This window comes from Oceanisphaera sediminis, from assembly GCF_039539745.1.
Taxonomy (GTDB): Bacteria; Pseudomonadota; Gammaproteobacteria; order Enterobacterales; family Aeromonadaceae; genus Oceanimonas; species Oceanimonas sediminis.
In genome coordinates, this window is sequence record NZ_BAABDS010000035.1 from 23,570 (window position 1) to 46,383 (window position 22,814).

The 22,814-nt window shown below is 59.5% G+C and carries 20 protein-coding genes; 4 read left to right on the plus strand and 16 right to left on the minus strand.

Going from position 1 to position 22,814, the window contains the following annotated elements; translation table 11 throughout:
• Nucleotides 1-129 precede the first annotated feature (129 nt).
• Together ABD827_RS11055 and ABD827_RS11060 are read right to left on the minus strand one after the other, a co-directional pair.
• Complete coding sequence (locus ABD827_RS11055; RefSeq protein ID WP_344964846.1) at nucleotides 130-1,548, minus strand: aminotransferase-like domain-containing protein; 1,419 nt, start codon at nucleotides 1,546-1,548, stop codon at nucleotides 130-132.
• Nucleotides 1,549-1,560: 12 nt separating this feature from the next.
• Complete coding sequence (locus ABD827_RS11060) at nucleotides 1,561-2,127, minus strand: acyl-CoA thioesterase (RefSeq protein WP_298720368.1); 567 nt, start codon at nucleotides 2,125-2,127, stop codon at nucleotides 1,561-1,563.
• A 226-nt stretch (nucleotides 2,128-2,353) separates the two neighbouring features.
• Here ABD827_RS11060 and tyrR point away from each other — a divergent pair, with 226 nt between their 5' ends.
• The gene (gene tyrR, locus ABD827_RS11065; RefSeq protein ID WP_344964847.1) at nucleotides 2,354-3,904 is read left to right on the plus strand and encodes a transcriptional regulator TyrR; all 1,551 of its coding nucleotides are present in this window, start codon (nucleotides 2,354-2,356) and stop codon (nucleotides 3,902-3,904) included.
• Here tyrR and ABD827_RS11070 read toward each other — a convergent pair.
• The 3 genes from ABD827_RS11070 to msrA form a co-directional block, all read right to left on the minus strand.
• Nucleotides 3,877-4,014 (minus strand): SRPBCC family protein, encoded by a 138-nt coding sequence (locus tag ABD827_RS11070; protein WP_344964848.1) that lies wholly within the window; start codon nucleotides 4,012-4,014, stop codon nucleotides 3,877-3,879. The two genes, tyrR and ABD827_RS11070, sit on opposite strands and share 28 nt — an antisense overlap.
• Before the next feature lie 14 nt (nucleotides 4,015-4,028).
• Nucleotides 4,029-4,655 (minus strand): LolA family protein, encoded by a 627-nt coding sequence (locus ABD827_RS11075; protein ID WP_344964849.1) that lies wholly within the window; start codon nucleotides 4,653-4,655, stop codon nucleotides 4,029-4,031.
• A 273-nt stretch (nucleotides 4,656-4,928) separates the two neighbouring features.
• On the minus strand, nucleotides 4,929-5,522 hold the full coding sequence (msrA, locus tag ABD827_RS11080) for a peptide-methionine (S)-S-oxide reductase MsrA (RefSeq protein WP_344964850.1): 594 nt from the start codon (nucleotides 5,520-5,522) through the stop codon (nucleotides 4,929-4,931).
• A gap of 308 nt (nucleotides 5,523-5,830) precedes the next feature.
• Between msrA and ABD827_RS11085 the strand changes: the two genes are divergently transcribed.
• Nucleotides 5,831-6,112, plus strand: coding sequence for a hypothetical protein (locus tag ABD827_RS11085; RefSeq protein WP_344964851.1), 282 nt, complete (start codon nucleotides 5,831-5,833; stop codon nucleotides 6,110-6,112).
• 388 nt (nucleotides 6,113-6,500) lie between these two features.
• Here the strand turns inward: ABD827_RS11085 and ABD827_RS11090 are convergent, their stop codons facing one another.
• From ABD827_RS11090 to glyA, 7 genes are all read right to left on the minus strand, one after another.
• The gene (locus ABD827_RS11090) at nucleotides 6,501-6,845 is read right to left on the minus strand and encodes a cupin domain-containing protein (RefSeq protein WP_298720359.1); all 345 of its coding nucleotides are present in this window, start codon (nucleotides 6,843-6,845) and stop codon (nucleotides 6,501-6,503) included.
• A 118-nt stretch (nucleotides 6,846-6,963) separates the two neighbouring features.
• Complete coding sequence (gene purU / locus ABD827_RS11095; protein ID WP_344964852.1) at nucleotides 6,964-7,830, minus strand: formyltetrahydrofolate deformylase; 867 nt, start codon at nucleotides 7,828-7,830, stop codon at nucleotides 6,964-6,966.
• A gap of 303 nt (nucleotides 7,831-8,133) precedes the next feature.
• Nucleotides 8,134-8,763, minus strand: coding sequence for a sarcosine oxidase subunit gamma (locus ABD827_RS11100; RefSeq protein WP_344964853.1), 630 nt, complete (start codon nucleotides 8,761-8,763; stop codon nucleotides 8,134-8,136).
• Nucleotides 8,756-11,785 carry a sarcosine oxidase subunit alpha family protein gene (locus tag ABD827_RS11105; protein WP_344964855.1) on the minus strand — a complete coding sequence of 1,010 codons (3,030 nt, stop codon included), beginning with the start codon at nucleotides 11,783-11,785 and terminating at the stop codon, nucleotides 8,756-8,758. The genes ABD827_RS11100 and ABD827_RS11105 overlap by 8 nt, the downstream gene beginning before the upstream one ends.
• The gene (locus ABD827_RS11110) at nucleotides 11,782-12,069 is read right to left on the minus strand and encodes a sarcosine oxidase subunit delta (protein ID WP_298720349.1); all 288 of its coding nucleotides are present in this window, start codon (nucleotides 12,067-12,069) and stop codon (nucleotides 11,782-11,784) included. The genes ABD827_RS11105 and ABD827_RS11110 overlap by 4 nt, the downstream gene beginning before the upstream one ends.
• A gap of 10 nt (nucleotides 12,070-12,079) precedes the next feature.
• Nucleotides 12,080-13,333 (minus strand): sarcosine oxidase subunit beta family protein, encoded by a 1,254-nt coding sequence (locus ABD827_RS11115; RefSeq protein ID WP_298720346.1) that lies wholly within the window; start codon nucleotides 13,331-13,333, stop codon nucleotides 12,080-12,082.
• A 184-nt stretch (nucleotides 13,334-13,517) separates the two neighbouring features.
• Nucleotides 13,518-14,771 (minus strand): serine hydroxymethyltransferase, encoded by a 1,254-nt coding sequence (glyA, locus tag ABD827_RS11120; RefSeq protein WP_344964856.1) that lies wholly within the window; start codon nucleotides 14,769-14,771, stop codon nucleotides 13,518-13,520.
• A 343-nt stretch (nucleotides 14,772-15,114) separates the two neighbouring features.
• Here glyA and ABD827_RS11125 point away from each other — a divergent pair, with 343 nt between their 5' ends.
• Both ABD827_RS11125 and ABD827_RS11130 read left to right on the plus strand, forming a co-directional pair.
• On the plus strand, nucleotides 15,115-16,161 hold the full coding sequence (locus tag ABD827_RS11125) for a GlxA family transcriptional regulator (RefSeq protein ID WP_344964857.1): 1,047 nt from the start codon (nucleotides 15,115-15,117) through the stop codon (nucleotides 16,159-16,161).
• Nucleotides 16,162-16,341: 180 nt separating this feature from the next.
• Nucleotides 16,342-17,220: a DMT family transporter gene (locus ABD827_RS11130; protein WP_344964858.1), complete on the plus strand. Its 879-nt coding sequence runs from the start codon at nucleotides 16,342-16,344 to the stop codon at nucleotides 17,218-17,220.
• 82 nt (nucleotides 17,221-17,302) lie between these two features.
• Here ABD827_RS11130 and ABD827_RS11135 read toward each other — a convergent pair whose 3' ends face one another.
• From ABD827_RS11135 to ABD827_RS11150, 4 genes are all read right to left on the minus strand, one after another.
• A complete protein-coding gene (locus ABD827_RS11135; RefSeq protein WP_344964859.1) occupies nucleotides 17,303-18,415 on the minus strand; it encodes an FAD-binding oxidoreductase in 1,113 nt (370 codons plus the stop codon).
• A gap of 63 nt (nucleotides 18,416-18,478) precedes the next feature.
• The gene (locus ABD827_RS11140; RefSeq protein ID WP_344964860.1) at nucleotides 18,479-19,825 is read right to left on the minus strand and encodes an NAD(P)/FAD-dependent oxidoreductase; all 1,347 of its coding nucleotides are present in this window, start codon (nucleotides 19,823-19,825) and stop codon (nucleotides 18,479-18,481) included.
• Nucleotides 19,826-19,923: 98 nt separating this feature from the next.
• A complete protein-coding gene (locus tag ABD827_RS11145) occupies nucleotides 19,924-21,414 on the minus strand; it encodes an aldehyde dehydrogenase (protein ID WP_344964861.1) in 1,491 nt (496 codons plus the stop codon).
• Nucleotides 21,415-21,417: 3 nt separating this feature from the next.
• The gene (locus tag ABD827_RS11150) at nucleotides 21,418-22,344 is read right to left on the minus strand and encodes a dihydrodipicolinate synthase family protein (protein WP_344964862.1); all 927 of its coding nucleotides are present in this window, start codon (nucleotides 22,342-22,344) and stop codon (nucleotides 21,418-21,420) included.
• Nucleotides 22,345-22,814: the final 470 nt, after the last annotated feature.

The window sequence follows — 22,814 nt, forward strand, 5'->3', positions numbered from 1 at the left end:
CCCCCTGCGACGACCCGCGCAGTAGAGCATGGCCGTCCAGGCGGCAACATAAACAGTTGTGATGAATTCGACTATAACAGTGTGATTTATTGCGCCAAACACTATAACAGTGCCGTCGCTGCCAGCCGGTCAGCGCAAGGCAAGTTGCTCGGCAATCAAGGCCGCCAACTGCTTGATGGCCGCTTCGCTGCGGGCATTCCAGGGCAGCGAGGCATTGAGCCGAAAGCAGTGCCGGTACTGCTCGCCGGCGGCAAACATGCGCCCCGGTGCTATGGTGATGCCCGCCTTGAGCGCTCGCCGGTACAAACGGGTGGCACAGCAATGCGGCGGCAATTCCAGCCACAGAAAGTAGCTGCCTTCGGCGTAATACACTCGTATTGAGGCGGGAAACTCCCGCTGGATGGCCCGGTAAAAAATGTGTTTGCGCTGTTCCAGGGTGCGGCGCAGGGTATGCAGGTGCTTGTCGTAACGGTGCGAAGACAGGTAATCGGCCAGCGCCAGCTGCATGGGCGCACTGGTCGACAGCGTGCTCATCAGCTGCAGCCGCTGAATGGCCTCGGCCTGCTGCCCCGCCGCCACCCAGCCGATGCGAAAGCCGGTGGCCAGCGTCTTGGAAAAGGAACCACAATGCAGCACCCGCCCTTGCGTGTCCCAGGCCTTGGCCGGTCGGGGTGGCGTCAGCCCCGCATACAGCTCGCCGTAAACGTCGTCTTCAATCAGGCTGATCTGGTGCTCGGCCAGCAGCGCCAGCAGCCGCTGCTTGTTGGCATTCGGCATGGTGCCGCCCAAGGGGTTCTGGCAATGGCTCATCAGCCAGCAGGCCTTGACCGGATACTGCTGCAACGCCTGAGCCAGCGCATCCAGATCCATGCCCTGCTGCGGGTCCGTGGCCACCGCCACCGCCTTGAGATGATGCCGCTCTATCGCCTGCAGGGCACCGTAAAACGCCGGTGATTCCACCACCACCCAGTCGCCGGGTTGGGTCAGGGCCTGCAGGCTGAGGTTGAGCGCCTCCAGTGCGCCCGAGGTGATCACGATTTCGTCGGGCGAAATCTCCATGCCCCGGGCGGCATAACGCTGGGCGATGCTGCGGCGTAAATCGGCACAGCCCGGCGGCAGCGTCACGCCGGTAACGTCGGCGTGCATCTGGCGGGCCACCCGGATCAGAGCGCGGGACAACTGATGCTGGGGAAACAGCGACGGATCGGGAAAGGCAGAGCCCAGCGCCACGCAGTCGGGATTGTTACCGGCCTGCAACACGCTGAAGATAAAGGCGTTGATGTCTACCGTTTCTGCCGGCTGCAGCGGCTGTTGCGGGAAGGAATATCGGGTCGCCTCCCGGGCGGGGGCGACAAAATAGCCGGACTGGGGACGGGAGCGCACCCAGCCCTGGCTTTCAAGCAGTTGATAGGCACTGAGCACCGTCATCAGGCTCAGTCCCGAACGCCGTACCGTTTCGCGCAGCGAGGGCAACTTGTCGCCCTCTTGCCAGACCCCGGTACGGATCTGCTCACGCAGCTGTTGGGCCAGCTGCTCGTATCGGGTCATAACGGCAAACGCTTAACCCCGGGGCAGCAAGCAGTTTTCACCTTCCAGTTCGGTCATCGCCTGGCTCAAATCCTGGTCCAGCGCCTGGCGAATATCGTTAATTTCCTTCTGGTGCGCGCGGCGCAGTTTCTTGCGCAGTTTGCCCATCACGAACCGGCGCATTTCTTCTTCGTCTTCCAGCTGCAAACCGGCCACCGGGGTGGGCTTGCGGGTTTCTTCATCCAGCGCCACCATGGTGAAGTAGGAGGTATTGGTGTGCTTGACGATGCCTTGTTTGAAGTCTTCCGACACCACCTTGATGCCCACTTCCATCGAGCTCTTACCCACGTAGTTGACCGACGCATACAGGGTAAGCAGCTCGCCCACTTCCACCGGGTTGACGAAGTCCACCGAGTCGACCGAGGCGGTGACACAATAGCCCTGAGCATGAGTGGCTGCGCAGGTATAGGCGATTTTGTCCATTAACGACAAAATGATGCCACCGTGCACCTTGCCGCCGAAATTGGCATAAGAAGGCACCATCAGTTCCTTGAGGATCACCTGCGACGATTTAACCGTTCTGAAAACCACTTCGCTCATTACTTCACCTGAAAATTAGCTTTACTGAATAGACTGTTTGTTATCTTCCCGGCAGCGGGCCGGATGACGGCGCTAAGGATGTATGAGCCGGCCCCCGTCGTAAACCGTTTGTGACCGAAAATAACGACTTTTTTGCAGACTGTGGCACAGGTCATCCCGGTGCAGGCTCGTATCGCCGGCGGGTGTAAGGTATTATTTACACCTCTATGAGGTTTAAGACATTACCATGCGCTTAAAAGTAACCTGTGAAGACCGCCTGGGGCTCACCCGGGAACTGCTGGACATACTGGTGGCACACCAGATTGATTTGCGCGGTATCGAAATCGATATCAGCGGCATCATTTATCTCAACTTCCCCACCCTCGACTTTGCCGCCCTGCAGCACCTGATGCCGGCCATTCGTCGCATTCCCGGGGTGTTTGATGTTAAAACCATCGCCTGCATGCCCTCGGAGCAAGAGCACAACGCCATTATGGCGCTGCTCAAGGCGCTGCCCGATGCGGTGGTGGCGCTCGACACCCAGGGCCAGATCACCCTGGCCAACGATGCTGCCTGCGCCCTGCTGAACCAAAGCCCGCAGCAGCTGGTGCAGCAACCCATGGGCCCGTTACTGAAAGGCGTGCATGTGGCGCGCTGGCTGGAGCAGGCCTCGCCCCAGCCGCTGAGCGAAAAAGTCACCCTGGACGGCGAACCCTACCTGGCCGATTTTTTGCCCATCTGGGTCACCGAAGAGTCTGGCGAACAAAGCCTGGCCGGCGCCGTGGTGGTGTTTAAATCCGCCTATCGCATCGGCCAGCACTTCAAGGTGATGCGCAGCCGCGACAGCGGCCACTTCGACGGCTTTATCGCCCAGAGCCCGGCGATGGACAAGCTGCTGCGCGAAGCGCGCCGGCTCGCCACCCTGGACGCCCCGCTGTTGATTCAGGGCGAAACCGGCACCGGCAAGGAGCTGCTGGCCCGCGCCTGCCATCAGGCCAGCCTGCGCGGTGAAGGCCCCTTTATTCTGCTCAACTGCGCCGCCATCCCCGACGACGCCGCCGAAAACGAGCTGTTCGGCTACGCCCCCGGCGCCTTTGGCAACAACACTCAGGGCAAACGCGGCGTGCTGGATCAGGCCAACGGCGGCACCCTGGCGCTGGATGAAATCGGCGAGATGTCACCACTGATGCAGATGAAGCTGCTGCGGGTGCTGCAGGACGGCGTGTTTCGTCGCCTTGGCGACGAACAGGAGGTCAAGGTGGATATTCGGGTGATTTGCACCACCCAGCAGGATCTGGCCACCCTGGTGCAGGGCGGCCAGTTTCGGCAGGATCTGTTCTATCGGCTCAACGTGCTCAACCTGCGCATTCCGCCGCTGCGCGAACGGCAGAAAGACATACTGCCGCTGGCCCAGCACTTCTGCATTCGCTTCGCCGCCGAGCTGGAACGCCCCCGCCCCCGGCTGGCCGCCAGTTTGAGCGAGTACCTGCAGCATTACCCCTGGCCGGGCAACGTGCGCCAGCTGCGCCACAGCCTGTATCGGGCCATCAGCCTGCTGGAAGGGGACGAACTGAGCCTGACCGAGCTGGCCCTGCCGGAACAAAACAGCCTGCAGGGGCTGGACACCCTGTGCGAAGGCTCGCTGGACGATGCAGTCAAAGGGTTCGAGCGCATGCTGCTGGAGCGGCTTTATCCGGAGTATCCTTCTACCCGTCAGCTGGCCAAGCGGCTCAACATCTCCCACACCGCCATCGCCAACAAGCTCAAGGACTACGGCATCGGCAAGCACAAGAAGTAACAGCGGCCGGGCCACCAGCGCGGCCACAACAACGGCTGACTGATGGCCCGATACACATGCTCGATGGGTGCCGCCATCTGCCAGCAGGTGATCAGGTCATAGTGTGTCATGGCGCCACTCCCTCTCAGGGTGTGAAGAAGTTGTCGGTAAAGACGGGATCGAGCTCAATCTGCTCCAGCCAGACGGTTTCCAGCCGGTTGCCCCTGTCATCGCTGCCGATCACCTTGAGCGGAAACAGCGACGACTGATCGAGCCACAGCTCGTAACGTGCCACTCCATTCGGCCCCGCCGGCCCCGTTATCACCAGATGCCACACCGCCCGGCCGCGAAAGGTGACCAACTCCTGCACCACCAACTCTCCCGCCTGCTGCAGCTGTAACACCCGGCGCAGCAGCACCCCCACATCGGACTGGTCGACCCGGTGGCCCCGCGAACTGGTGACCAGCGGGTGCTCGGGGCTAAGCGCCACCGACGGCCAGCTCAGGCCAAAGGGCCAGAGCCGAACCTCCTGGCTTACGGGGCGATAAATCAGCACCGCCCCCGCATAGGGGGACTGCACATCCATTCGCACCAGGCCGGGCTTGCGGTAGGCATAAAGCAATTGCTGATTGCCGCCCGGCCCTTCGCTGCGCAGCGCCAGCCGGTAGCCCTCGAGCCGTTCAAATCTTGCCAGCGCCTCTTGCAGCGGCCCCGAATCCGGCAGAGGCGTACTCGTCAGCATTAACGCCATCAGCAACCATAATCCGCTCATTCTTTCCCCCCTGCTTCACCTGCTGTTGTCAGCATAGCAAGGGCACATCGCCAAGAGAGCGGCCGGTAGAGGACAAAGGGATCTGCTCGGCCGACCATCCGCGCCACGGATGGCGCGGCTGAGCCTCCACGGATGGATTTACGGCGAGTCGGCGGAGCTGGCCCTTTGTCCTCCCGTGAACTCCGGCATTATCTGCAGAAACAACCCAAAACATCCTAGGCTTGCCGTGGTCGCCGCTTCACTCGGCAGGCGCTTGATGAGTCGTGCTTGTTATCAATGCGTTGCTTTATCTCCCCAAAGCTCTTTTAGCCGTGCGTCACGACCACAGTTCCAACGATAAACCTTATAGCGAATGGGACTTTTCTTGTAAAAGTCTTGATGATAAATTTCATCACCTTTAATGGGGTAGAAAACCGATGAATTTAAAATTGGCGTCACAACTTTTTTGTCAGGAAACTTCTTTTCAACATCGGCTTTCGTCTGTTCGGCAATTTCCCTTTCTTCTTCGCTGGCTACAAAAATTGCACTTAAATAGCTGGAGCCTTTATCACAGAACTGCCCCTTATCATCAAAGGGATCTATATTAACCCAGTAATAATCCAACAACTCTTTGTAACTCACCTTGTCAGGGTCATAGGTTATTTCAACGGCTTCATAATGACCTTCATGGTTACCGTTGTAGGTAGGATCTTTTAAAACTCCGCCTGTAAACCCTGAGATAACATCGGTGACACCTTCAAGCTTTTCAAAATCTGACTCCATACACCAGAAACATCCTCCAGCCAAAATGGTTTTATCAGCAACAGCATGCGAAGAAATGAACAATAAACTTGCTGACAGGGTCATCAATACCAGTACGTTTTTCATAAAGCTACCTCCTGTTTCTCCAAAACCCGATTTACCACCAGCCCATTTATGCTCATCATGTTGCGATACGACTTATGCTCCCTGTAACCATGCCGATCGTCACCATAATAGACCACTCCTGTGTCGTATCAGCTTCCGCTGACGGAACAGCGCTCGCTCGTACCGTAGAAGCCAGCCCTTGCCTTCGGCCCATGGTTGGCGTTCAATGAACGAACACAGAGAGTCTGCCGCTCACCGGGAACGGCATGATCAGCAACGCTCTCAGACTTATCGGTTCATTTTAGTGGCAGCAGTTACAAGGATTTTGTATGAATGTAGATAAAGCTAAAAAACGAATCGCAAAACAGGTCAAGAAAGGCTTTAAAGGCTACCCGCAGATTACCCTGGAATATTTTGGACACAGTGCTGATTGTGCAACGGAAGTCGCCATTCGCTTTACCCAGGAAGAAGGGGCACAGGTTCAGGAAGAACGGTTTGCCAGTGAAACGGATGTCAGGGAAAACGAGGTAATTCAATCTGCCTTGATTAAAATCATCGATCGAGCCGATGCCAGTTCGGTGATAGAAATCGAAGGTGTGTCGATGCTTTGATTCCGCCTTCCACCTGACGAACGGCTTTGGGTTGTTTTTGCCGTGTTGCACACGGCCTGCCGACTAAAGTGGTATCTACCGGGAGCTATGAGCAGACGATGCAAAGCGTCAGGGAGGGCAAAGGAATCTGCTCAGCCGACCATCTGACCGCCATGGATGGCGGGAATGCCTGGACGGCAGGAGCATTTCCCGGCCGCGCCAGGGAAGGCGCGGCGGAGCCCCCATGGATGGGTTTACGGCGAGTCGGCGGAGCGGGCCCTTTGCCCGGAGTGTCACCGCAAATCAAATAGTGCCATAAAAACAAAATCGGCCTGCGCAGGGCGCAGGCCGATAGTCACTTCTCGAGTCAGGCTGTCATTGCAGCCTTCACCTCAGACAAATACCCGGTTTAGGCAAACACGAAGTACTTGCGAACGGTTTCTACCACTTCCCAGGTGCCCTGGAAGCCGGGCTCGACCACGAAGATGTCGCCGGCTTTCAGGTGAATGGGCTCACCGCCTTCGGGGGTGAGAATGCAGTAGCCTTCACGGAAGTCGCAATATTCCCACTTGGTGTAGTTCACCGCCCACTTGCCGGGAGTACAGATCCAGGTGCCCATCAGCTTGCTGCCGTCTTCCGACTGGTAAGCGTTCAGGTTAACGGTGTGCGGGTCACCCGACAGCTTTTCCCACTGGGTGGCATCCAGCAATACGTCGGGCTGGGTATCGCGCAGAACCGTGATCTTGTTAGACATGATATCTCCTTGTCATGACTTTTTTACTTTAACAGACTTGTCGAACAGGCCTGTTTGCTATGCAGGGGGCGCACCGCGGCTGCGGCACGCTCCCTGCCGGGAATACATCGAACGAGGTTCAGCTGCCCAGTACCACCGTTTTGCCCTGGTACATGAACACCCGTTTTTCGATGTGATACTGAATGGCTTTGGCCAGGGTGATGCATTCCACATCGCGCCCCTTGGCGACCAGGTCTTCCGGGTAATGACTGTGATCCACCGTCTGAATGCCCTGGGTAATGATGGGGCCTTCATCCAGTTCGTTATTGATGTAATGAGCCGTGGCCCCCACCAGCTTCACCCCCTTGGCATAAGCCTGGTGGTAAGGCTGGGCGCCCTTGAAACCGGGCAGCAAGGAGTGATGAATATTGATGGCCCACCCCGCCAGCTGATTACACAACTGCGGGCTCAGCACCTGCATGTAGCGCGCCAGCACCACCAGATCCGCCTGTGATTCCTGCACGATTTGCCAGATCTTGGCCTCTTGTTCGGCCTTGGTCTCGGCGGTTACCGGCAGGTGGTAATAGGGAATATGGTGCCAGTCGGCCAGCCGCTGCAGATCCGGATGATTGGAAATAATCGCCGGGATCTCGATGGCCAGCTGACCGGTGCGATAGCGGTACAGCAAGTCGTTGAGGCAGTGATCGAACTTGGACACCATGATCACCACGTTGGGCTTGCGGCTGCGCTCGGTCAGCTCCCACTGCATGCCGAACTCGTCGGCCCGGGGTGCAAAACCGTCGCGAAACGCCGCTTCATCGAACTCCCCGCTATCGGGCTTGCGAAACTCGGCACGAATAAAAAAGTGGCCGGCACGGGCGTCATCAAAGGTCTGCATGTCCGCCACGTAGCAGCGCTGCTCGCGCAGATAGCCGGTTACCGCGTCCACGGTGCCCAGGCGGCTGTTACAGCTGGCGGTTAAAATCAAAGTATCCTGTTGTGTCATGCGACAGCCTCCTGCTGAATATTCGCCGTACTAACTCAATATCGGTATCAATGATCATGGACCCCCGCCTTCGCGAGGGTGACCAACCGAGCGATGCACCGGCTCATGGACCCCCGCCTTCGCGAGGGTGACCAACCGAGCGATACATCGGCTCATGGACCCCCGCCTTCGCGAGGGTGACCAACCGAGTGATACATCGGCTCATGGACCCCCGCCTTCGCGAGGGTGACCAACCGAGTGATACATCGGCTCATGGACCCCCGCCTTCGCGGGGGTGACACATGATGAAGCCGCTCGGTTCTCTTACTTCTCGATGACCAGGCCGTATTCGCGGCTGGCGTCCTGCAGCCACATCCACAGATAGTCGGCGAAGCTGCGACGAATCACCAGCTCGAAGCTGTCGGCGCCGGTGCGGCGCAGCAGCACCGCGCTCTTGGCAAAGGTGGTGCCCACGCATTTGCCGGTTGGCAGGTTGGACATGTGCACGTCGTAATGACAGGACTTGCGAATCACCAGCTCGGCCTTGGGGCCGGACAACGCCAGTACCGTCTGGCCGCCGCTCACGTCCACCAGCGAATAGTGGCCGGAAAGGTGCTCGCGCAGCTGGGTTTCCAACGGCCCCTCACGTCCGCCTTCGGTGATGATCAGCCACTCGTCCGGCGCCAGCCATTGCACCAGTACCTGCTCGTTTTCTACCGAGCTGCAGGCGGTGGTGGGCAGTGCCACCCCCAGTACCTTCTCTACGGTTTTGGCGAACAAATCGTTGCCGACGTTGCCGCGCAACACCAGGTGGCCCAGATGTGCCTTCTCGCGCAACACCACTTCGCCCTGCTGGTCTTTTTTGGCCAGCGCGTCCAGGTTGGCGTGATACAGCGGGGATTCCACCCGCACGTCAGTTTGAGTTTCGGCCAGTTTGGCGGTGTTGTTAGACATGCTGACGCTCTCCTTTGGGATCATAGAAAATCGGGCTGGTAATTTCGGCTTCCAGCACCCGGCCATCGGCCAGCGGGCAATACACGGTTTCGCCCATGCGATTCAGACCGTCCTTGACCACGCCCATGGCGATGTTGTGGCCCAGGTTGGCACTGTAGTAGCTGCTCGACACATGGCCGACCATGGGTACCGGCACCGGATGGTTCGGGTCCAGCACGATTTGCGCGCCTTCCGGAATCACGGTTTTCGCTTCCTTGCACTTCAGGCCCACCAATTGCTTGCGATCGGTGCGCGCGGTGTCGGAGCGACTCCAGGAACGCTGGCCAACAAACGGGAACGGCTTGGTCTTGCCCACACACCAGCCCATGTTCAGGTCGAAGGGGGTCACAGAGCCATCAGTGTCTTGCCCGACGATGATGAAGCCCTTCTCTGCCCGCAGCACGTGCATGGTTTCAGTGCCATACGGCGTAATGTTGAACTCGGCACCCGCTTCCATCACCGCTTCCCAGGTATGCAGGCCGTAGTTCGCCTGTACGTTGATCTCGAAGCTCAACTCACCGGTAAAGGAGATGCGGAAGATCCGCGCCTTGACCCCGGCTACCGTGGCGTCGCGCCAGCCCATGAAGGGGAAGGCATCGGCAGACAGATCCACGTTTTCACAGATCTTTTCCAGCACCTTGCGGCTGTTGGGACCGGTAACGGTCATGGTGGACCAGTGATCGGTGACCGAGGAGAAATACACCTCCAGCTCCGGCCATTCGGTCTGGTGCCACAACTCCAGCCACTGCAGTACGCCCGCGGCGCCGCCGGTGGTGGTGGTCATCACAAAGTGCTGGTCGTTGATGCAGGCGGTGACACCATCGTCAAACACCATGCCATCTTCTTTACACATCAGGCCGTAGCGGCAGTTACCGGGGCTCAGCTTGGCCCAGGCGTTGGTGTAGATGCGCGCCAGAAACTCGCGGGCATCGGCGCCCTGAATGTCGATTTTGCCCAGGGTAGAGGCATCCAGAATGCCCACGCTGTTGCGTACCGCCAGACATTCGCGGTTCACCGCCTGGTGCATGTCTTCACCCGATTTGGGGAAAAACCAGGGACGCTTCCACTGACCCACGTCTTCAAACTCGGCACCCTGCTGCACATGCCAGGCATGCATGGCGGTAAAGCGCGCCGGGTCGAACAGGTGGTGTGCGTCGCGACCGGCCAGGGCACCCATGGTGACCGGGGTGTAGTTGGGACGAAACACGGTGGTGCCGGTTTCGGGAATGCTCTTGTTCATGGCGCGGGCGGCAATGGCCATGCCGTTGATGTTACCCAGCTTGCCCTGATCGGTACCAAAGCCCATGGCGGTGTAACGCTTGATGTGCTCGATGGACTCGAAGCCCTCGCGCACGGCCAGCTCGATACCGGCGGCGGTTACATCGTTCTGATAATCCACAAACTGCTTGGGCGCACGGCTCACCGGCTTGTTGTGCGGCACCAAAAACAGGGCCTGGGCCGCGTCTTCACGGGGATCTTCGGTCTTGATCTCGGCATCCTGAACCTGGGCGGAAATGTCGCCGTACCCGGTGGCATCGGCGGCATCACGACCGGCGCTCAGGCCTTCGGCCAATACCGCAGACAGGGCATAGGTACCGTGCATACCGCCGGCCAGCAGCTGCTTTTGTACAGACTCACCGGGCACAAAACCGATGATGTCGTCGTTCCATACCGGGCGAGAGCCGGTATGGGCGGTCAGGTGCACCACCGGGCTCCAGCCACCGGAGCTGGCAATGATGTCGCAGGCAAGCGTCTCGGCCGCCCCGGTCACCTGGCTGCCATCGCTGGACAGGGCCGCCACCTTGGCGCCGGTTACCCGCTTCTTGCCAAGGGCTTCAATCAGTCCGTGGCCGGTATAAATCTTGACGCCGCGCGCCTTCAGCGCCTTGTAACGGGCACCGTCGGGACGATGACGGCTGTCGACGACCGCCGCCAGCTTGCGGCCGGCATCCAGCCAGTCCAGCGCGGCCTGATAGCCATAATCGTTACAGGTCATCAGCACCAGGTTGTTGCCCGGGGCCACACCATAACGGTTGACGTAGGTAGACAGCGCACTGGCCACGAAGTTGCCGGGCAGATCGTTGTTGCCATATACCAGCGGGCGTTCATGAGCACCGGTGGCCAGCACCACGCGCTTGGCACGAATGCGGTGCAGACGCTGACGGGTCTTGCCGGAGATGCGCTCGCCCAGATGATCGGTGCGGCGCTCCAACACAGTCACGAAGTTGTGATCGTAATAACCGGCGGCGGTGCTGCGCGGCAGCAGGGTGACGTCGGGCAGGCCCTGCAACTCCTTGACCGCGTTGGCCACCCACTGGGTCGGCGCCTGGCCGTTGATCGGCTGGGTGCTGTGCAGCAAATGGCCGCCAAATTCGTTTTGTTCATCCACCAGAATCACCCGGGCGCCACGGCGACCCGCCGCCAGTGCCGCCGCCAGACCGGCCGCGCCACCGCCCACTACCAGCACGTCACAGTGATGGTTGAGCTTGTCGTAGGTGTCGGGATCCTTGTCTTTCGGCACCCGGCCCAGGCCGGCGGCCTTGCGGATCAGATGTTCGTACTTCGGCCACATGGACTGGGGATACATGAAGGTCTTGTAGTAGAAGCCGGGGGGCATCATGCTGCCGCCGAGCTTGCCCATCACACCCATGATGTCTTTATCTACATTCGGCCAGCCGTTGGTGCTGGCGGCGGTGAGGCCGTCGTACAGCTCGGCCTGGGTACCGCGAATGTTGGGGATCATGGTGGCTTCGCTGCTGCCTACCTGCAGGATGCAGTTCGGCTCTTCGGCACCGGCGGCCATGATGCCGCGCGGACGGGAATACTTGAACGAACGGCCGACCACGTCGACCCCGTTGGCCAGCAGTGCCGAGGCAATGGTGTCGCCAGACAAACCCTGATAGGTCTTGCCGTTAAAGATAAAGCTGAGCGGCTTGCTGTGGTCTACCCGACCCTTGCCCTGAAGACGATGTTGCTGGCTCATGACTGGCCTCCTTGCTGGGGCTGTTCGCCCACCTTATAGGTTTCCTGAATTTCATAGGTCACGGTGTGCCGGGACGCATTGAAGAACTTGCGGCAACCCGCGGCGTGATACCACATCTCGTGGTGCAGACCACGCGGGTTCTTGCGCATGAACAGGTACTGGGCCCATTCTTCGTCGCTGAGCGCATTGGGGTCTGCCGGGCGGGCAATGTGTGCCTCGCCGCCGTAGTGAAACTCGTCTTCTTCCCGGTGTTCGCCGCAATGCGGACAATAAATACTGAACATCTCTATCTCCTCAGTGGGCTACGCCGGCTGCGCCGTGCTCGTCAATCAGATGGCCGCTGGTGAAACGGTCGACATTAAATGCCTTGGCCAGGGGATGCGGCTCATCCTTGGCAATGGTGTGGGCAAATACGTTACCCGAGCCCGGGGTGGCCTTGAAGCCGCCGGTGCCCCAGCCACAATTGAAATACAGGCCCTTGATATGGGTCTTGGAAATAATCGGACAGGCATCGGGACAGGTGTCGACAACGCCGCCCCAGGTACGGTTGAGGCGCACCCGGCTGAAGATGGGGAACATTTCCACAATGGCCGCCATGGTTTCTTCCACCACCGGGAAGGAGCCGCGCTGACCGTAACCCAGGTAGCTGTCGATACCCGCGCCGATAACCAGATCGCCCTTGTCGGACTGGGACACATAGCCGTGCACATGGTTGGACATCACTACTGTGTCGAGAATCGGCTTGACCGGCTCGGACACCATGGCCTGCAGCGGATGCGACTCCAGCGGCAGCTTCATGCCGACCATGTTGGCCATCACACCCGAGTTACCGGCGGTGACACAGGCCACCTTGGGCGCAGAGATAAAGCCGCGAGTGGTTTCCACCCCGGTGACGGCGCCGTTTTCACGGCGAATGCCGGTCACTTCGGTCTGCTGGATCAGGTGTACACCCATGGCGTCGGCGGCGCGGGCAAAGCCCCAGGCCACGGCGTCGTGACGGGCGGTGCCGCCGCGCGGCTGCCAGGAGGCACCCAACACCGGATAACGGGCATTGGTGGAGCAGTCGAGAATCGGCACCAGATCCTGCACCTGCTTGGCATTGAGCACTTCGCCGTCGATGCCGTTCAGGCGGTTGGCGTTGACCCGGCGCTCGATGTCGCGCATGTCCTGCAGGGTGTGGCCCAGGTTGAGCACGCCACGCTGGCTGAACATCAGGTTGTAGTTCAGATCCTGCGCCAGCCCTTCCCACAGTTTCATGGAATGCTCATACAGGTGAGCGGCTTCGTCCCACAGGTAGTTGGAACGTACGATAGTGGTGTTACGGGCGGTGTTGCCGCCACCCAGGTAACCCTTTTCGATCACCGCCACGTTGGTAATGCCGTGCTCTTTGGCCAGGTAGTAGGCCGTGGCCAGACCATGGCCGCCGCCGCCGACGATGATGACGTCGTATCCTTCGGCCTTGGGCGTGGGGTTGTGCCACACGCGCTGCCAGTTTTCGTGGTGGGTCAGGGCATGTTTGAGGAGCCCGAATCCTGAATATTTTTTCATAGTCTCACCTGTCAGTTTGAATTCTGTAGCCGGTGCGTGCGCCGATTGAAGCATCCTCACGCCGACTCGCCGTAAACCCCTCCCTGGGGGCTCGGACATGCCATCCCTGGCATGTCACGGTCGGCTTCGAGGACTGCTCCAATCGGCTGTCAGGCCACGGAGCAACCTGCCTTTAATTAAGAAGTTAGCGATATACCGGGAAGTAGCTGCACAGGCTGGCGACCTGGTCCTTCACCGACACAATCACTTCCGGGTCGTCCATATGCTCCAGAATGTCGCAGATCCAGCCGGCCAGCTGACGGCAATGCTCAACCTTGAAGCCGCGGGTGGTCACCGCCGGGGTGCCGATGCGCAGGCCCGAGGTCACAAAGGGTGACTGGGGGTCGTTGGGCACGGCGTTCTTGTTCACGGTGATGCAGGCATCACCCAGTACCCGGTCTGCATCCTTGCCGGTAATGCCCTTGGCGGACAGGTCGAGCAGGAACAGGTGGTTGTCGGTGCCGTTGGATACCACATCGAAACCGCGGCTCTGAAACACCTCCACCATGGCGCGGGCGTTTTCCACCACGGCTTTCTGATATTCGGTAAATTCGGGCTTCAGCGCCTCGGCAAAGGCCACGGCCTTGCCGGCGATGGCGTGCATCTGCGGGCCACCCTGACCACCGGGGAACACGGCGGCGTTCAGCTTCTTCTCCAGGTCCGGATTACCCTTGGCCAGGATCAGGCCGCCACGGGGGCCGCGCAGTGTCTTGTGGGTGGTGGTGGTGACCACATGGGCATGAGGTACCGGGTTGGGGTACTGGCCCGCGGCAACCAGACCGGCCACGTGAGCCATGTCCACGAACAGATAAGCCCCTACCTTGTCGGCGATGGCACGGAAGCGGGCCCAGTCCATGACCTTGGAATAGGCGGAGAAACCGGCGACGATCATCTTCGGCTTGTGCTCCAGTGCAAGCGCTTCAACCTGGTCGTAGTCCACCTCACCGGTGGCCTCGTTCAGGCCGTACTGCACCGCATTGTAGATTTTGCCGGAAAAGCTGACCTTGGCACCGTGAGTGAGGTGACCACCGTGGGCCAGGCTCATGCCCAGCACGGTGTCGCCGGGGGCGCACAGCGCCATGTACACGGCGGCATTGGCCTGAGAGCCGGAATGGGGCTGCACGTTGGCATAGTCGGCGCCAAACAGTTCCTTGGCGCGCTCGATGGCCAGCACTTCAACCTTGTCTACCGCTTCGCAACCGCCGTAATAACGCTTGCCCGGGTAGCCTTCCGCATATTTGTTGGTCAGTACCGACCCCTGGGCTTCCATCACCGCCGGGCTGGTGTAGTTTTCTGAAGCAATCAGCTCGATATGCTGTTCCTGACGGGCGGCTTCTTCTTCCATGGCGGCCCACAGAGCCGGGTCTATATCCTGAATGCGGGTGTCTTTGCTGAACATCTTGTGACCTCCTTGCGCGGCCCGGGCTGCTCCCGGTGCCTGATGTATCCCTGTTGGCATGGCCACCGGTGTAACCACGGCGGCCTTGCGTTAAGGCGATAATACGGGGGGTCAATATGGCAGGGGTGACTGGCTGCGGCCTAAAGCTGCGTATTTGCGACAACATTTCACATAAGCACAACATTGTGATCAATGCCCGTCACAAAATGGAGCCAGACCGAGCCTGATCCGGCGCTGATACGGTACTACAGGTGCAAAGCCCACCCCGGCGGGGTACTATGCACCTCCAAGCGGTAACATTCCGGACACGCTTCCATTACCCCGAAGCCAGCATAAAAACACCATGTCGCAAATCAGTGAAAAACGTCATTTCAGCCATCGCCTGCGCGATACCAACAGCGCCTTTCTGCCGGCGCGTCCGGCGGGCACAGCGCCGATAAGAGTCGGCTTTATACTGCAGCCCCATTTTTCGATGATGGCCTTTACCGCCGCGGTAGACGCCGTGGTCACCGCCAATCTGGTGCAGGCCACGCCGCTGTTTACCTTTACCACCTTCGGCCTGAATGCCACTACGGTGCGCAGCGATCTGGCCATCGACATTTCGGCCAATGCCACCCTGGACCAACTGGTACTGGAAGGCGACAACGCCCTGGATGTGCTGATTGTGTGCGGCGGCTTTCGCTGCAACCTGAGCGAGCATGGGCCGCTGAGCCAGGTACTGAAGGCGGCGGCCAAACGGCAAAAAGTGCTGGGCGGCCTGTGGAACGGCGCCGTGGCCCTGGCCCACGCCGGCGTGCTTGATCGACTCAGTTGCGCCCTGCACCCGGACAACCATGCCTTTGCCCGGGAACGCTTTCCCTCGGTAGAGGTGTCAACCCACACCATGATGGTGGAAGCGCGCATACTGACCAGCGCCGGCCCCAACAGCGCGCTGGAAATGATGCTGGCGTTAATCGAGCGGCTGCACGGCACCGATACGGTGCGCGCCATCCGCGAAATTCTGAGCAGCGATCGGGTGGCCAACGACGGCGAAAACCGGCTGGCAACGGCGGAAGACGACCCCACCATGCCCGACGCCCTGCGCTCCCTGCTGCGGCTGATGAGCAGCAACATCGAAGAGCCGCTCGGCATCGAAGAGCTGGCCGACTACGTGGGCCTGTCGCGCCGGCGCATCGAACGGCTGTTTCAGAATCACCTCGAAACCACGCCGTCCCGTTATTATCTGGAACTGCGCATCACCCATGCCCGCCGCCTGCTGTTGCAGAGCAGCGACAGCATCTCCAGCATCGCCGTGGCCTGCGGCTTTGTCAGCTCCACCCACTTCAGCCACTGCTTCAAGGATTTTTTCGGCGTTTCGCCCAGCCAGGCGCGTCAGCAAAAGCGGGGCTGAATGCCTCGCCACCTTCCATGACTAGGCCCGGTTAAAATCGGTATTTCCGGTGCCGGGCCTGCGCTTTCGTCCATCCCCTCTTGTCGTTTTAAGGTAACTACCGGCCGCTGCCGGAGTCATGCCTCACACAGGGCGGACGTATCATGCGGGCTCAATAACAAGATAAAACGGGGAGCACGAATGGATAATCGCGTGAAGGGGAGCCTGCTGACCGCGGCCGGGGTGGCGGTGCTGAGCCTGGACGCCCTGCTGATCCGGCTGATCAGCGCCGACCCCTGGATTTTACTGTTCTGGCGCGGCCTGCTGCTCAGCCTGTGCATCGGCGGTGTCTGCCTGTTTCGTGCTCACAGCTACCGCCCCACTCGCAAGCTGCTTTCGCTGGGCCTGGGCTCGGCGCTGTTTTATGCAGTCTGTACCGTCACCTTCGTGATCTCGATACGGCTGACCAGCGTGGCCAATACCCTGATCATCCTCAGCGCCGCACCGCTGATCGGCGCCCTGCTCAGCCGTTTTGTGCTGAAAGAAAGCGTCTCCGGCCGCACCTGGCTGGCGATATTGCTGTGTCTGGGCGGACTGGCACTGGTGTTTTCCGGCAGCCGGGACGGCAGCCACCTGCTGGGCGATATCACCGCCCTGCTCTGTGCCGCCAGCATGGCCGCCAAGTTTGTGGTAGAGCGAGCCGCCAGCCCCGCCAACATGACCCCGGCACTGGTGCCGGCCGGCCTGCTGGTGAGCCTGTTCGCCCTGTTTCAGGCCCCTACCCTGGCGCTGCCGACCCAGGACATAGTGTGGATGGCCATTCTCGGCCTGCTGGTGGTGCCCCTGGCCTATGCCCTGATAACGCAAGGACCGCGCTACCTGTCGGCACCGGAAGTGGGGCTGTTGATGATGCTGGAAATGCTGCTGGGCCCGCTGTGGGTATGGCTGGTGCTGGCAGAGCAACCCGGCCGGCAGGCCTGGCTGGGCGGCCTGGTGGTACTCGTCGCCCTCGCCTGCCAGTCGTGGCCGGTCAAGCGGCGCCGCAAAATGGTATTGGTCGAACGCGCCTGTGAGGCTTGAAAGCGCTCGTTACGGGTCGGCTGACATCGACAAAAACGCCGGGGCTACCCCGGCGTTTGCTTGCCGGCGCTGTCAGCCCGGCTCAGTATTCCACCGCCATCGTCCCCTTCACCGTGGTGCAACAGGAAAGCACATAGCCGGCATCGATTTCTTCTTCGGTAATACCACCGTTATGTTCCATGTGGTAATTGCCAGAACTCACCTTCACCCGGCACGCACCACAGATCCCCATGCCGCAGGCCTTGGGAATGCTCACCCCAGCCTCGAGGGCCGCCTCGTTGAGGTTGGTACCCATCACCACATCGATGCTGACATCTGAATCGGCAAAACTGACCGCCACCGTTTCCAGCAGCTCCTGCTCGGCTTCCAGCACCTCGGCTTCATCCGCGTGTACTTCCGCCTGTTGGATGTCCTCGACGGGCGTCGCGCCGAACGATTCCTCATGGTAATGCCGCATATCGAAACCGGCGTCTTCAAGCAGGTTTCGCACCGCCTTCATGTAGGGCGCAGGGCCACAACAGAAGACTTCCCGCTCGAGAAAGTCCGGGGCAATCAGCTCCAGCATCGACCGTCCCATATACCCCCGGTAGCCACTCCATGACTGGCCTACGTCAATTCGTTCGCAGATCAGGTGCAGCCGGAAGTTGTCAATGCGTGACGACATGTATTCCAGTTCATGGCCATAGATCATGTCTCTGGGCGTCCTGGCGCTGTGGGCAAACACCATGTCCACTTCGGAGTCGGTGTTGAACCACCAGCGCGCCATCGACATCACCGGAGTAATGCCCACGCCGCCCGACAGCAGTAGCACCTTGTCGGCCGGGTAATCCAGACAGTTGAACTGTCCTACCGGACCATGCACCGCCAGCTGATCGCCGGGTTGCAGGTTGTCATGCAACCAATTCGATACCACGCCCCCGGGCACCCGTTTCACCGTGATCGAAAAACTGTAGGGAATGGAAGGAGAGCTGGAAATGGTATAGGAGCGCATGACCCGCTCACCCTCAATCTCCAGTTCCAGCGTCACAAACTGACCCGGCTTGAAGAAAAACAGCACCGGCTGCCCCATCCCGAAGGTAAAGGTGCAGACATCATGGGTTTCCTGTATGACCTTGACACAACGAACCAGATGACGACCATTTTCCCAGGTCTGGGTATTCACCGGGTTAAGAAACTCGGCAGTGTTAATACTCATGGCATACTCCTTGTTCAAACCTGTTCACTGCCTGCCCGGCAAAACAATAGATGCGGTCGGCAATCACAACTCGATACCCGCCAGCCATTCTTTCCAGCGCATGGTCAGGTTTGCGCCCACCGACAAAAAGGGCTCGGGTGGCAGCCGGCGCGGCGCGTCGCAACGGGTAAACTCTTCCAGCAGCGGCGATTGACGACGCACCGCCAGCTCCGCTGCCATCATCCCGGAAAGGGTGCCCTTTACCGTTCCCAGGCCGTTCTGGCAGGCAGCGGAAAAGACCCGATCCTCCAGCTCGCCGAACGCCGGCACCGAATTCCAGGACAGGCAGAGCCGCCCCCCCCAGCGATGTTCCATCGGCACCCCGTCCAGCATGGGAAAACGGGTGGCGAAGGACTTGTCATGGGCCCGCGCCACCTCCTTTATATGTCGCTGTGATATCTCCATCGACTGGTTCAGGGTAAAGCGGTTGCGTACCGTCACCCGGTCGCCACTGCCCATCAGGCTCGAGACCCGGCGCACCGTGGTGCCCATGGGATCGGCCGGTAGTACGCCCCAGTCGGGCTGGCCGCCCAGCCGCGCCACTTCTGCCGGACTCAGGGCCCGGGTCATGGAAGCATAGGTAAACACATGCAGCAACTGACGGGGAAAAAAGCCGAACGACTGGATATGACCGTTGACCGCCAGGATCACGTTCCGGGCACGAATTTTGGCCCCCGGCGTGGTCAGCACATGCTCGTCGCCCAGCTCCATTGCCAGTACCGGGCTTTGCTCATAAATGGACACCCGCCCGGAAATCCCCTTCGCCGCCATCCGGATATAGGCCGCCGGCTGGATCATCACGGCACCGGGGGTAAACAACCCCTTGCGATAATAATCGGTACCCGTCCGCTCTTTCATCTCGGCCGCCGTCAGCAACCGGTACTGCTCACCCAGGCTGCCGAGATGGTTCACATAACTATCGATATGCTGTTCGCCTTTGGCCGAGGCAGCCCCGGTGACTTTGCCACAGGGGTCAAATACCCGTTTGGGCATCTCAAACTCTTCCGCCATCTGGCGGGCAAAGTCGATAGCGGTCCGGTTAAGCCGGATCTGTTGTAGATCCGCTTCCGCCGCACCGGCATAAGTCTCCGAATTCAGCTCATGGGGCAGGTCAATCATGAAGCCGCTGTTACGTCCCGCCGGCCCTTCCGCCAAACGGTTGGCTTCCAGCAAGACGATGCGGTCATTGCCGGTCAACTGACTCAACCGTCGCGCGGCGGCAATGCCCGCAAATCCTCCACCGACCACCACCCATTCAGCTTGGATATCTTCCTTCAGCTGCGGGTAGTGTTTTGCGGAGGGGAGTATCTGATTCCAGCCGGCAGGCCCCGTGTCTTTAGGGATGCGGCTGACATTTATCGTTTTGGTCATTCTCTGGTTCCTCTCGGGGAGAAACGGTGGAATCTGACCCGGGCCGGCGGCCCGGGTCAGAGAAGATCCCCGGCATCATGCCGGGCGCTCTCGGGTTATTAGCTCAGGTCAATCCAGACGGTTTTCAGTTGGGTATACTGATCGTGGGCGTGCAGAGAATTGTCGCGTCCGCCGAAGCCGGACTGCTTGTAGCCACCAAAAGGCGTCGTCGCATCTCCTTCACCGAAACAGTTCACCGTGACGGTACCGGCACGAATGGCCCGGGCCGCACGCAGCGCTTTTTTGGCATTGGCCGTAAACACCGAGGCGGCCAGGCCGTAGTCGGTATCGTTGGCTACCGCAATGGCCTCCTCGACGCTGGCCACGGTGATCACGACCAGTATCGGGCCGAAGATCTCTTCCCGCGCCAGCGCATCGCCATTCTTCACGCCGTCGAAAATAGTCGGTGGCACAAAATTGCCTTCCATCAACTCGCCGCCCAGCAACAGGGTGTGACCGTCTTCCTTGCCTCGATTCAGGTAGCTCACCACTTTATCAAAATGCCCTTTATCGACCAGGGCCCCCAGCTTGTTGGCCGGGTCCAGCGGATCACCGGTACGCCATTCGCGGGTGTGGGCACACACCCGCTCCAGCAGGGCATCCTTGATGTTTTCGTGCACGATAAGACGCGAGCCGGCAGAGCAGTTCTCACCCATGTTCCAGAACGCCGCCGCCACCACGTGTTCGGCCACCGCATCCAGATCTTCGGCGTCGTCCAGTACGATGCAGGGGTTCTTGCCACCGCACTCGAGCACCACCTCTTTCAGGTTGGATTCGGCGGCATAGTTCAGGAACAGACGACCGGTTTCGGTGGAGCCGGTGAAGGTCACCATGTCCACATCCGGATGACGTCCTATGGCAGCCCCTACCTCGGAGCCACGGCCGGTGATCACGTTCAGCACCCCGTTCGGCAGGCCGGCTTCGTGCGCCAGTTCGGCCACACGCAGGGCGGTCAGCGAGGTCTGAATGGCGGGTTTGAGCACCACGGTGCAACCGGCCGCCAGCGCCGGGCCCAGTTTCCAGCCCAGCATCAGCAACGGGAAGTTCCAGGGCAGTACCGCACCCACTACGCCGATCGGCTCACGCACCACCATCGCCACCGCATCGGAACCAACCGGCGCGGTCTGATCATAGATTTTATCGGTGGACTCGGCGTGCCACCGGATAAAGTGGATGGTTTCAGGCACATCAACGGTCTCGCACTCGGCAACCGGCTTGCCGGAGTCGAGGCTTTCCAGTACCGCCAGTTCACGGCTGTTCTGCTCCATCAGCTCGGCCAGCTTCAACAGCACCGCCTTGCGCTCGCCCGGATGCAGACTGCTCCAGCGACCGTCATCAAACGCCGCACGAGCTTTATTAACCGCAAAGTCGACGTCTTCGGCGCTACAGGCGGCAATATTTGTCAGCACTTCACCGGTAGCCGGGTTGATGGTTGGCAGGGTCTTGCCGGACAGAGCAGGGCGGAAGCGACCATCAATAAAACTCTGGGTCGGCAATTGCAGGTCTGAGGCGATGGCGTGGTATTGTTCCCGGGTCAACAGTTCGCTCATGGCTTATGCCTCCTTCGCAAAAACGGCACTTTCCGCCTGGATATCGGCAATCGTGCGTTTGAGGGTAGAAACCACCTGCGCCAGTGAATCCTGCTCATCCTGGTTCAGACCATACAGGGGCTTGCGGGTCACACCGGCAAAATGCCCGGACAGGGTCACGCCATGCTTCACACTCTGGATAAACTTGCCGCCCTGCTCCAGTACGCTCATCAACGGCATCATGGCTGCCATGATGCGGCGGCCCTTGGCAAAGTCACCTTCAAGCACGCAGGCGTTGTACAAAGCAACATGCTCTTTAGCGAGGAAGTTGGAGCCGGCACAGACCCAGCTTTGGGCGCCCCAGGCAAAATATTCCAGCGCCTGATCGTCCATGCCGCAGGAAAGCTGAAGGCCGGGATAGTCATTGACCAGCAAGTGCAGGCGGTTAATATCGCCGGAACTTTCCTTGATCGCACAGATGTTTTTGGAAGAGGCAATCTCGTCGAGACACGCCTCGCCCATCGTCACCCCCATACGGGCCGGGTAGTTGTACAGCATAATCGGCAAGTCCGCGGCGCGATCGACGGCGAGAATGTGCTGCGCCACTTCATGCTCCGTTGGCAATGAATAGGGAGGAGTGGCCACCAGGATCGCATCGGCACCCTGCTTGGCGGCAGCCTCTGCCAGCGCAATAGATTCATCCGGATTGATAGAGCCGGTACCAAAGATGACAGGTATCCGCCCGGCACAACGCTCGATGGCCAACTGCAGCAGGCGGACCCGCTCGTCCAGCGTTTCAACGTAATATTCACCGGTAGTACCACCGACGATAATGCCGTGCACACCGGCATCGACCAGATGATCAATCAGTGCCGTGAAGGCCTGATAATCAATGCTGTAATCCTCGGCAAACGGCGTGATGACTGGTGTGTAAATTCCCTTGAATTGCATGTTAATCACCTATATCCCTGTATCATATCGTCTTAAATGTCTGCACAAGGGATATTCAATATCCCGGCAGGGCTCGGTTAATTTCATTAAGGCAAGATTAACCAAGAGCTACCGGACGCCACAACACACTTTTATTGAAGGATAAACATAACCTTGGGTTATCCAATCATGAGGATAAAAACAAAAAGCCTGCAGACAGGCAGGCTTGGAATGAAACGTTGACCATGTGCATTTTCATAAAATAGAATAAAGCACCAAATGGAACCAAAAGTAATATACTCTCGGTACACTTAATAATGACAGGTTATTTAAATAATACTGCATAACAGGTGTGGTTCTGTCGTCATTCCCGCATGTCCTCTCTTGTCATTCCCGCATGTCCTCTCTTGTCATTCCCGCATGTCCTCTCTTGTCATTCCCGCATGTCCTCTCTTGTCATTCCCGCGAAGGCGGGAATCCAGGGCCTGTGG

Bases quoted from the DNA above. Each gene is read 5' to 3' on its own strand.
- ABD827_RS11135 (WP_344964859.1), bottom strand. From the start codon at position 18,415: ATGAGTATTAACACTGCCGAGTTTCTTAACCCGGTGAATACCCAGACC.
- ABD827_RS11140 (WP_344964860.1), bottom strand. From the start codon at position 19,825: ATGACCAAAACGATAAATGTCAGCCGCATCCCTAAAGACACGGGGCCT.
- ABD827_RS11110 (WP_298720349.1), bottom strand. From the start codon at position 12,069: ATGTTCAGTATTTATTGTCCGCATTGCGGCGAACACCGGGAAGAAGAC.
- tyrR (WP_344964847.1), top strand. From the start codon at position 2,354: ATGCGCTTAAAAGTAACCTGTGAAGACCGCCTGGGGCTCACCCGGGAA.
- ABD827_RS11130 (WP_344964858.1), top strand. From the start codon at position 16,342: ATGGATAATCGCGTGAAGGGGAGCCTGCTGACCGCGGCCGGGGTGGCG.
- purU (WP_344964852.1), bottom strand. From the start codon at position 7,830: ATGACACAACAGGATACTTTGATTTTAACCGCCAGCTGTAACAGCCGC.
- ABD827_RS11100 (WP_344964853.1), bottom strand. From the start codon at position 8,763: ATGTCTAACAACACCGCCAAACTGGCCGAAACTCAAACTGACGTGCGG.
- ABD827_RS11125 (WP_344964857.1), top strand. From the start codon at position 15,115: ATGTCGCAAATCAGTGAAAAACGTCATTTCAGCCATCGCCTGCGCGAT.
- glyA (WP_344964856.1), bottom strand. From the start codon at position 14,771: ATGTTCAGCAAAGACACCCGCATTCAGGATATAGACCCGGCTCTGTGG.
- ABD827_RS11145 (WP_344964861.1), bottom strand. From the start codon at position 21,414: ATGAGCGAACTGTTGACCCGGGAACAATACCACGCCATCGCCTCAGAC.
- ABD827_RS11090 (WP_298720359.1), bottom strand. From the start codon at position 6,845: ATGTCTAACAAGATCACGGTTCTGCGCGATACCCAGCCCGACGTATTG.
- ABD827_RS11060 (WP_298720368.1), bottom strand. From the start codon at position 2,127: ATGAGCGAAGTGGTTTTCAGAACGGTTAAATCGTCGCAGGTGATCCTC.
- ABD827_RS11075 (WP_344964849.1), bottom strand. From the start codon at position 4,655: ATGAGCGGATTATGGTTGCTGATGGCGTTAATGCTGACGAGTACGCCT.
- ABD827_RS11055 (WP_344964846.1), bottom strand. From the start codon at position 1,548: ATGACCCGATACGAGCAGCTGGCCCAACAGCTGCGTGAGCAGATCCGT.
- ABD827_RS11105 (WP_344964855.1), bottom strand. From the start codon at position 11,785: ATGAGCCAGCAACATCGTCTTCAGGGCAAGGGTCGGGTAGACCACAGC.
- ABD827_RS11150 (WP_344964862.1), bottom strand. From the start codon at position 22,344: ATGCAATTCAAGGGAATTTACACACCAGTCATCACGCCGTTTGCCGAG.
- ABD827_RS11115 (WP_298720346.1), bottom strand. From the start codon at position 13,333: ATGAAAAAATATTCAGGATTCGGGCTCCTCAAACATGCCCTGACCCAC.
- msrA (WP_344964850.1), bottom strand. From the start codon at position 5,522: ATGAAAAACGTACTGGTATTGATGACCCTGTCAGCAAGTTTATTGTTC.
- ABD827_RS11085 (WP_344964851.1), top strand. From the start codon at position 5,831: ATGAATGTAGATAAAGCTAAAAAACGAATCGCAAAACAGGTCAAGAAA.
- ABD827_RS11070 (WP_344964848.1), bottom strand. From the start codon at position 4,014: ATGACACACTATGACCTGATCACCTGCTGGCAGATGGCGGCACCCATC.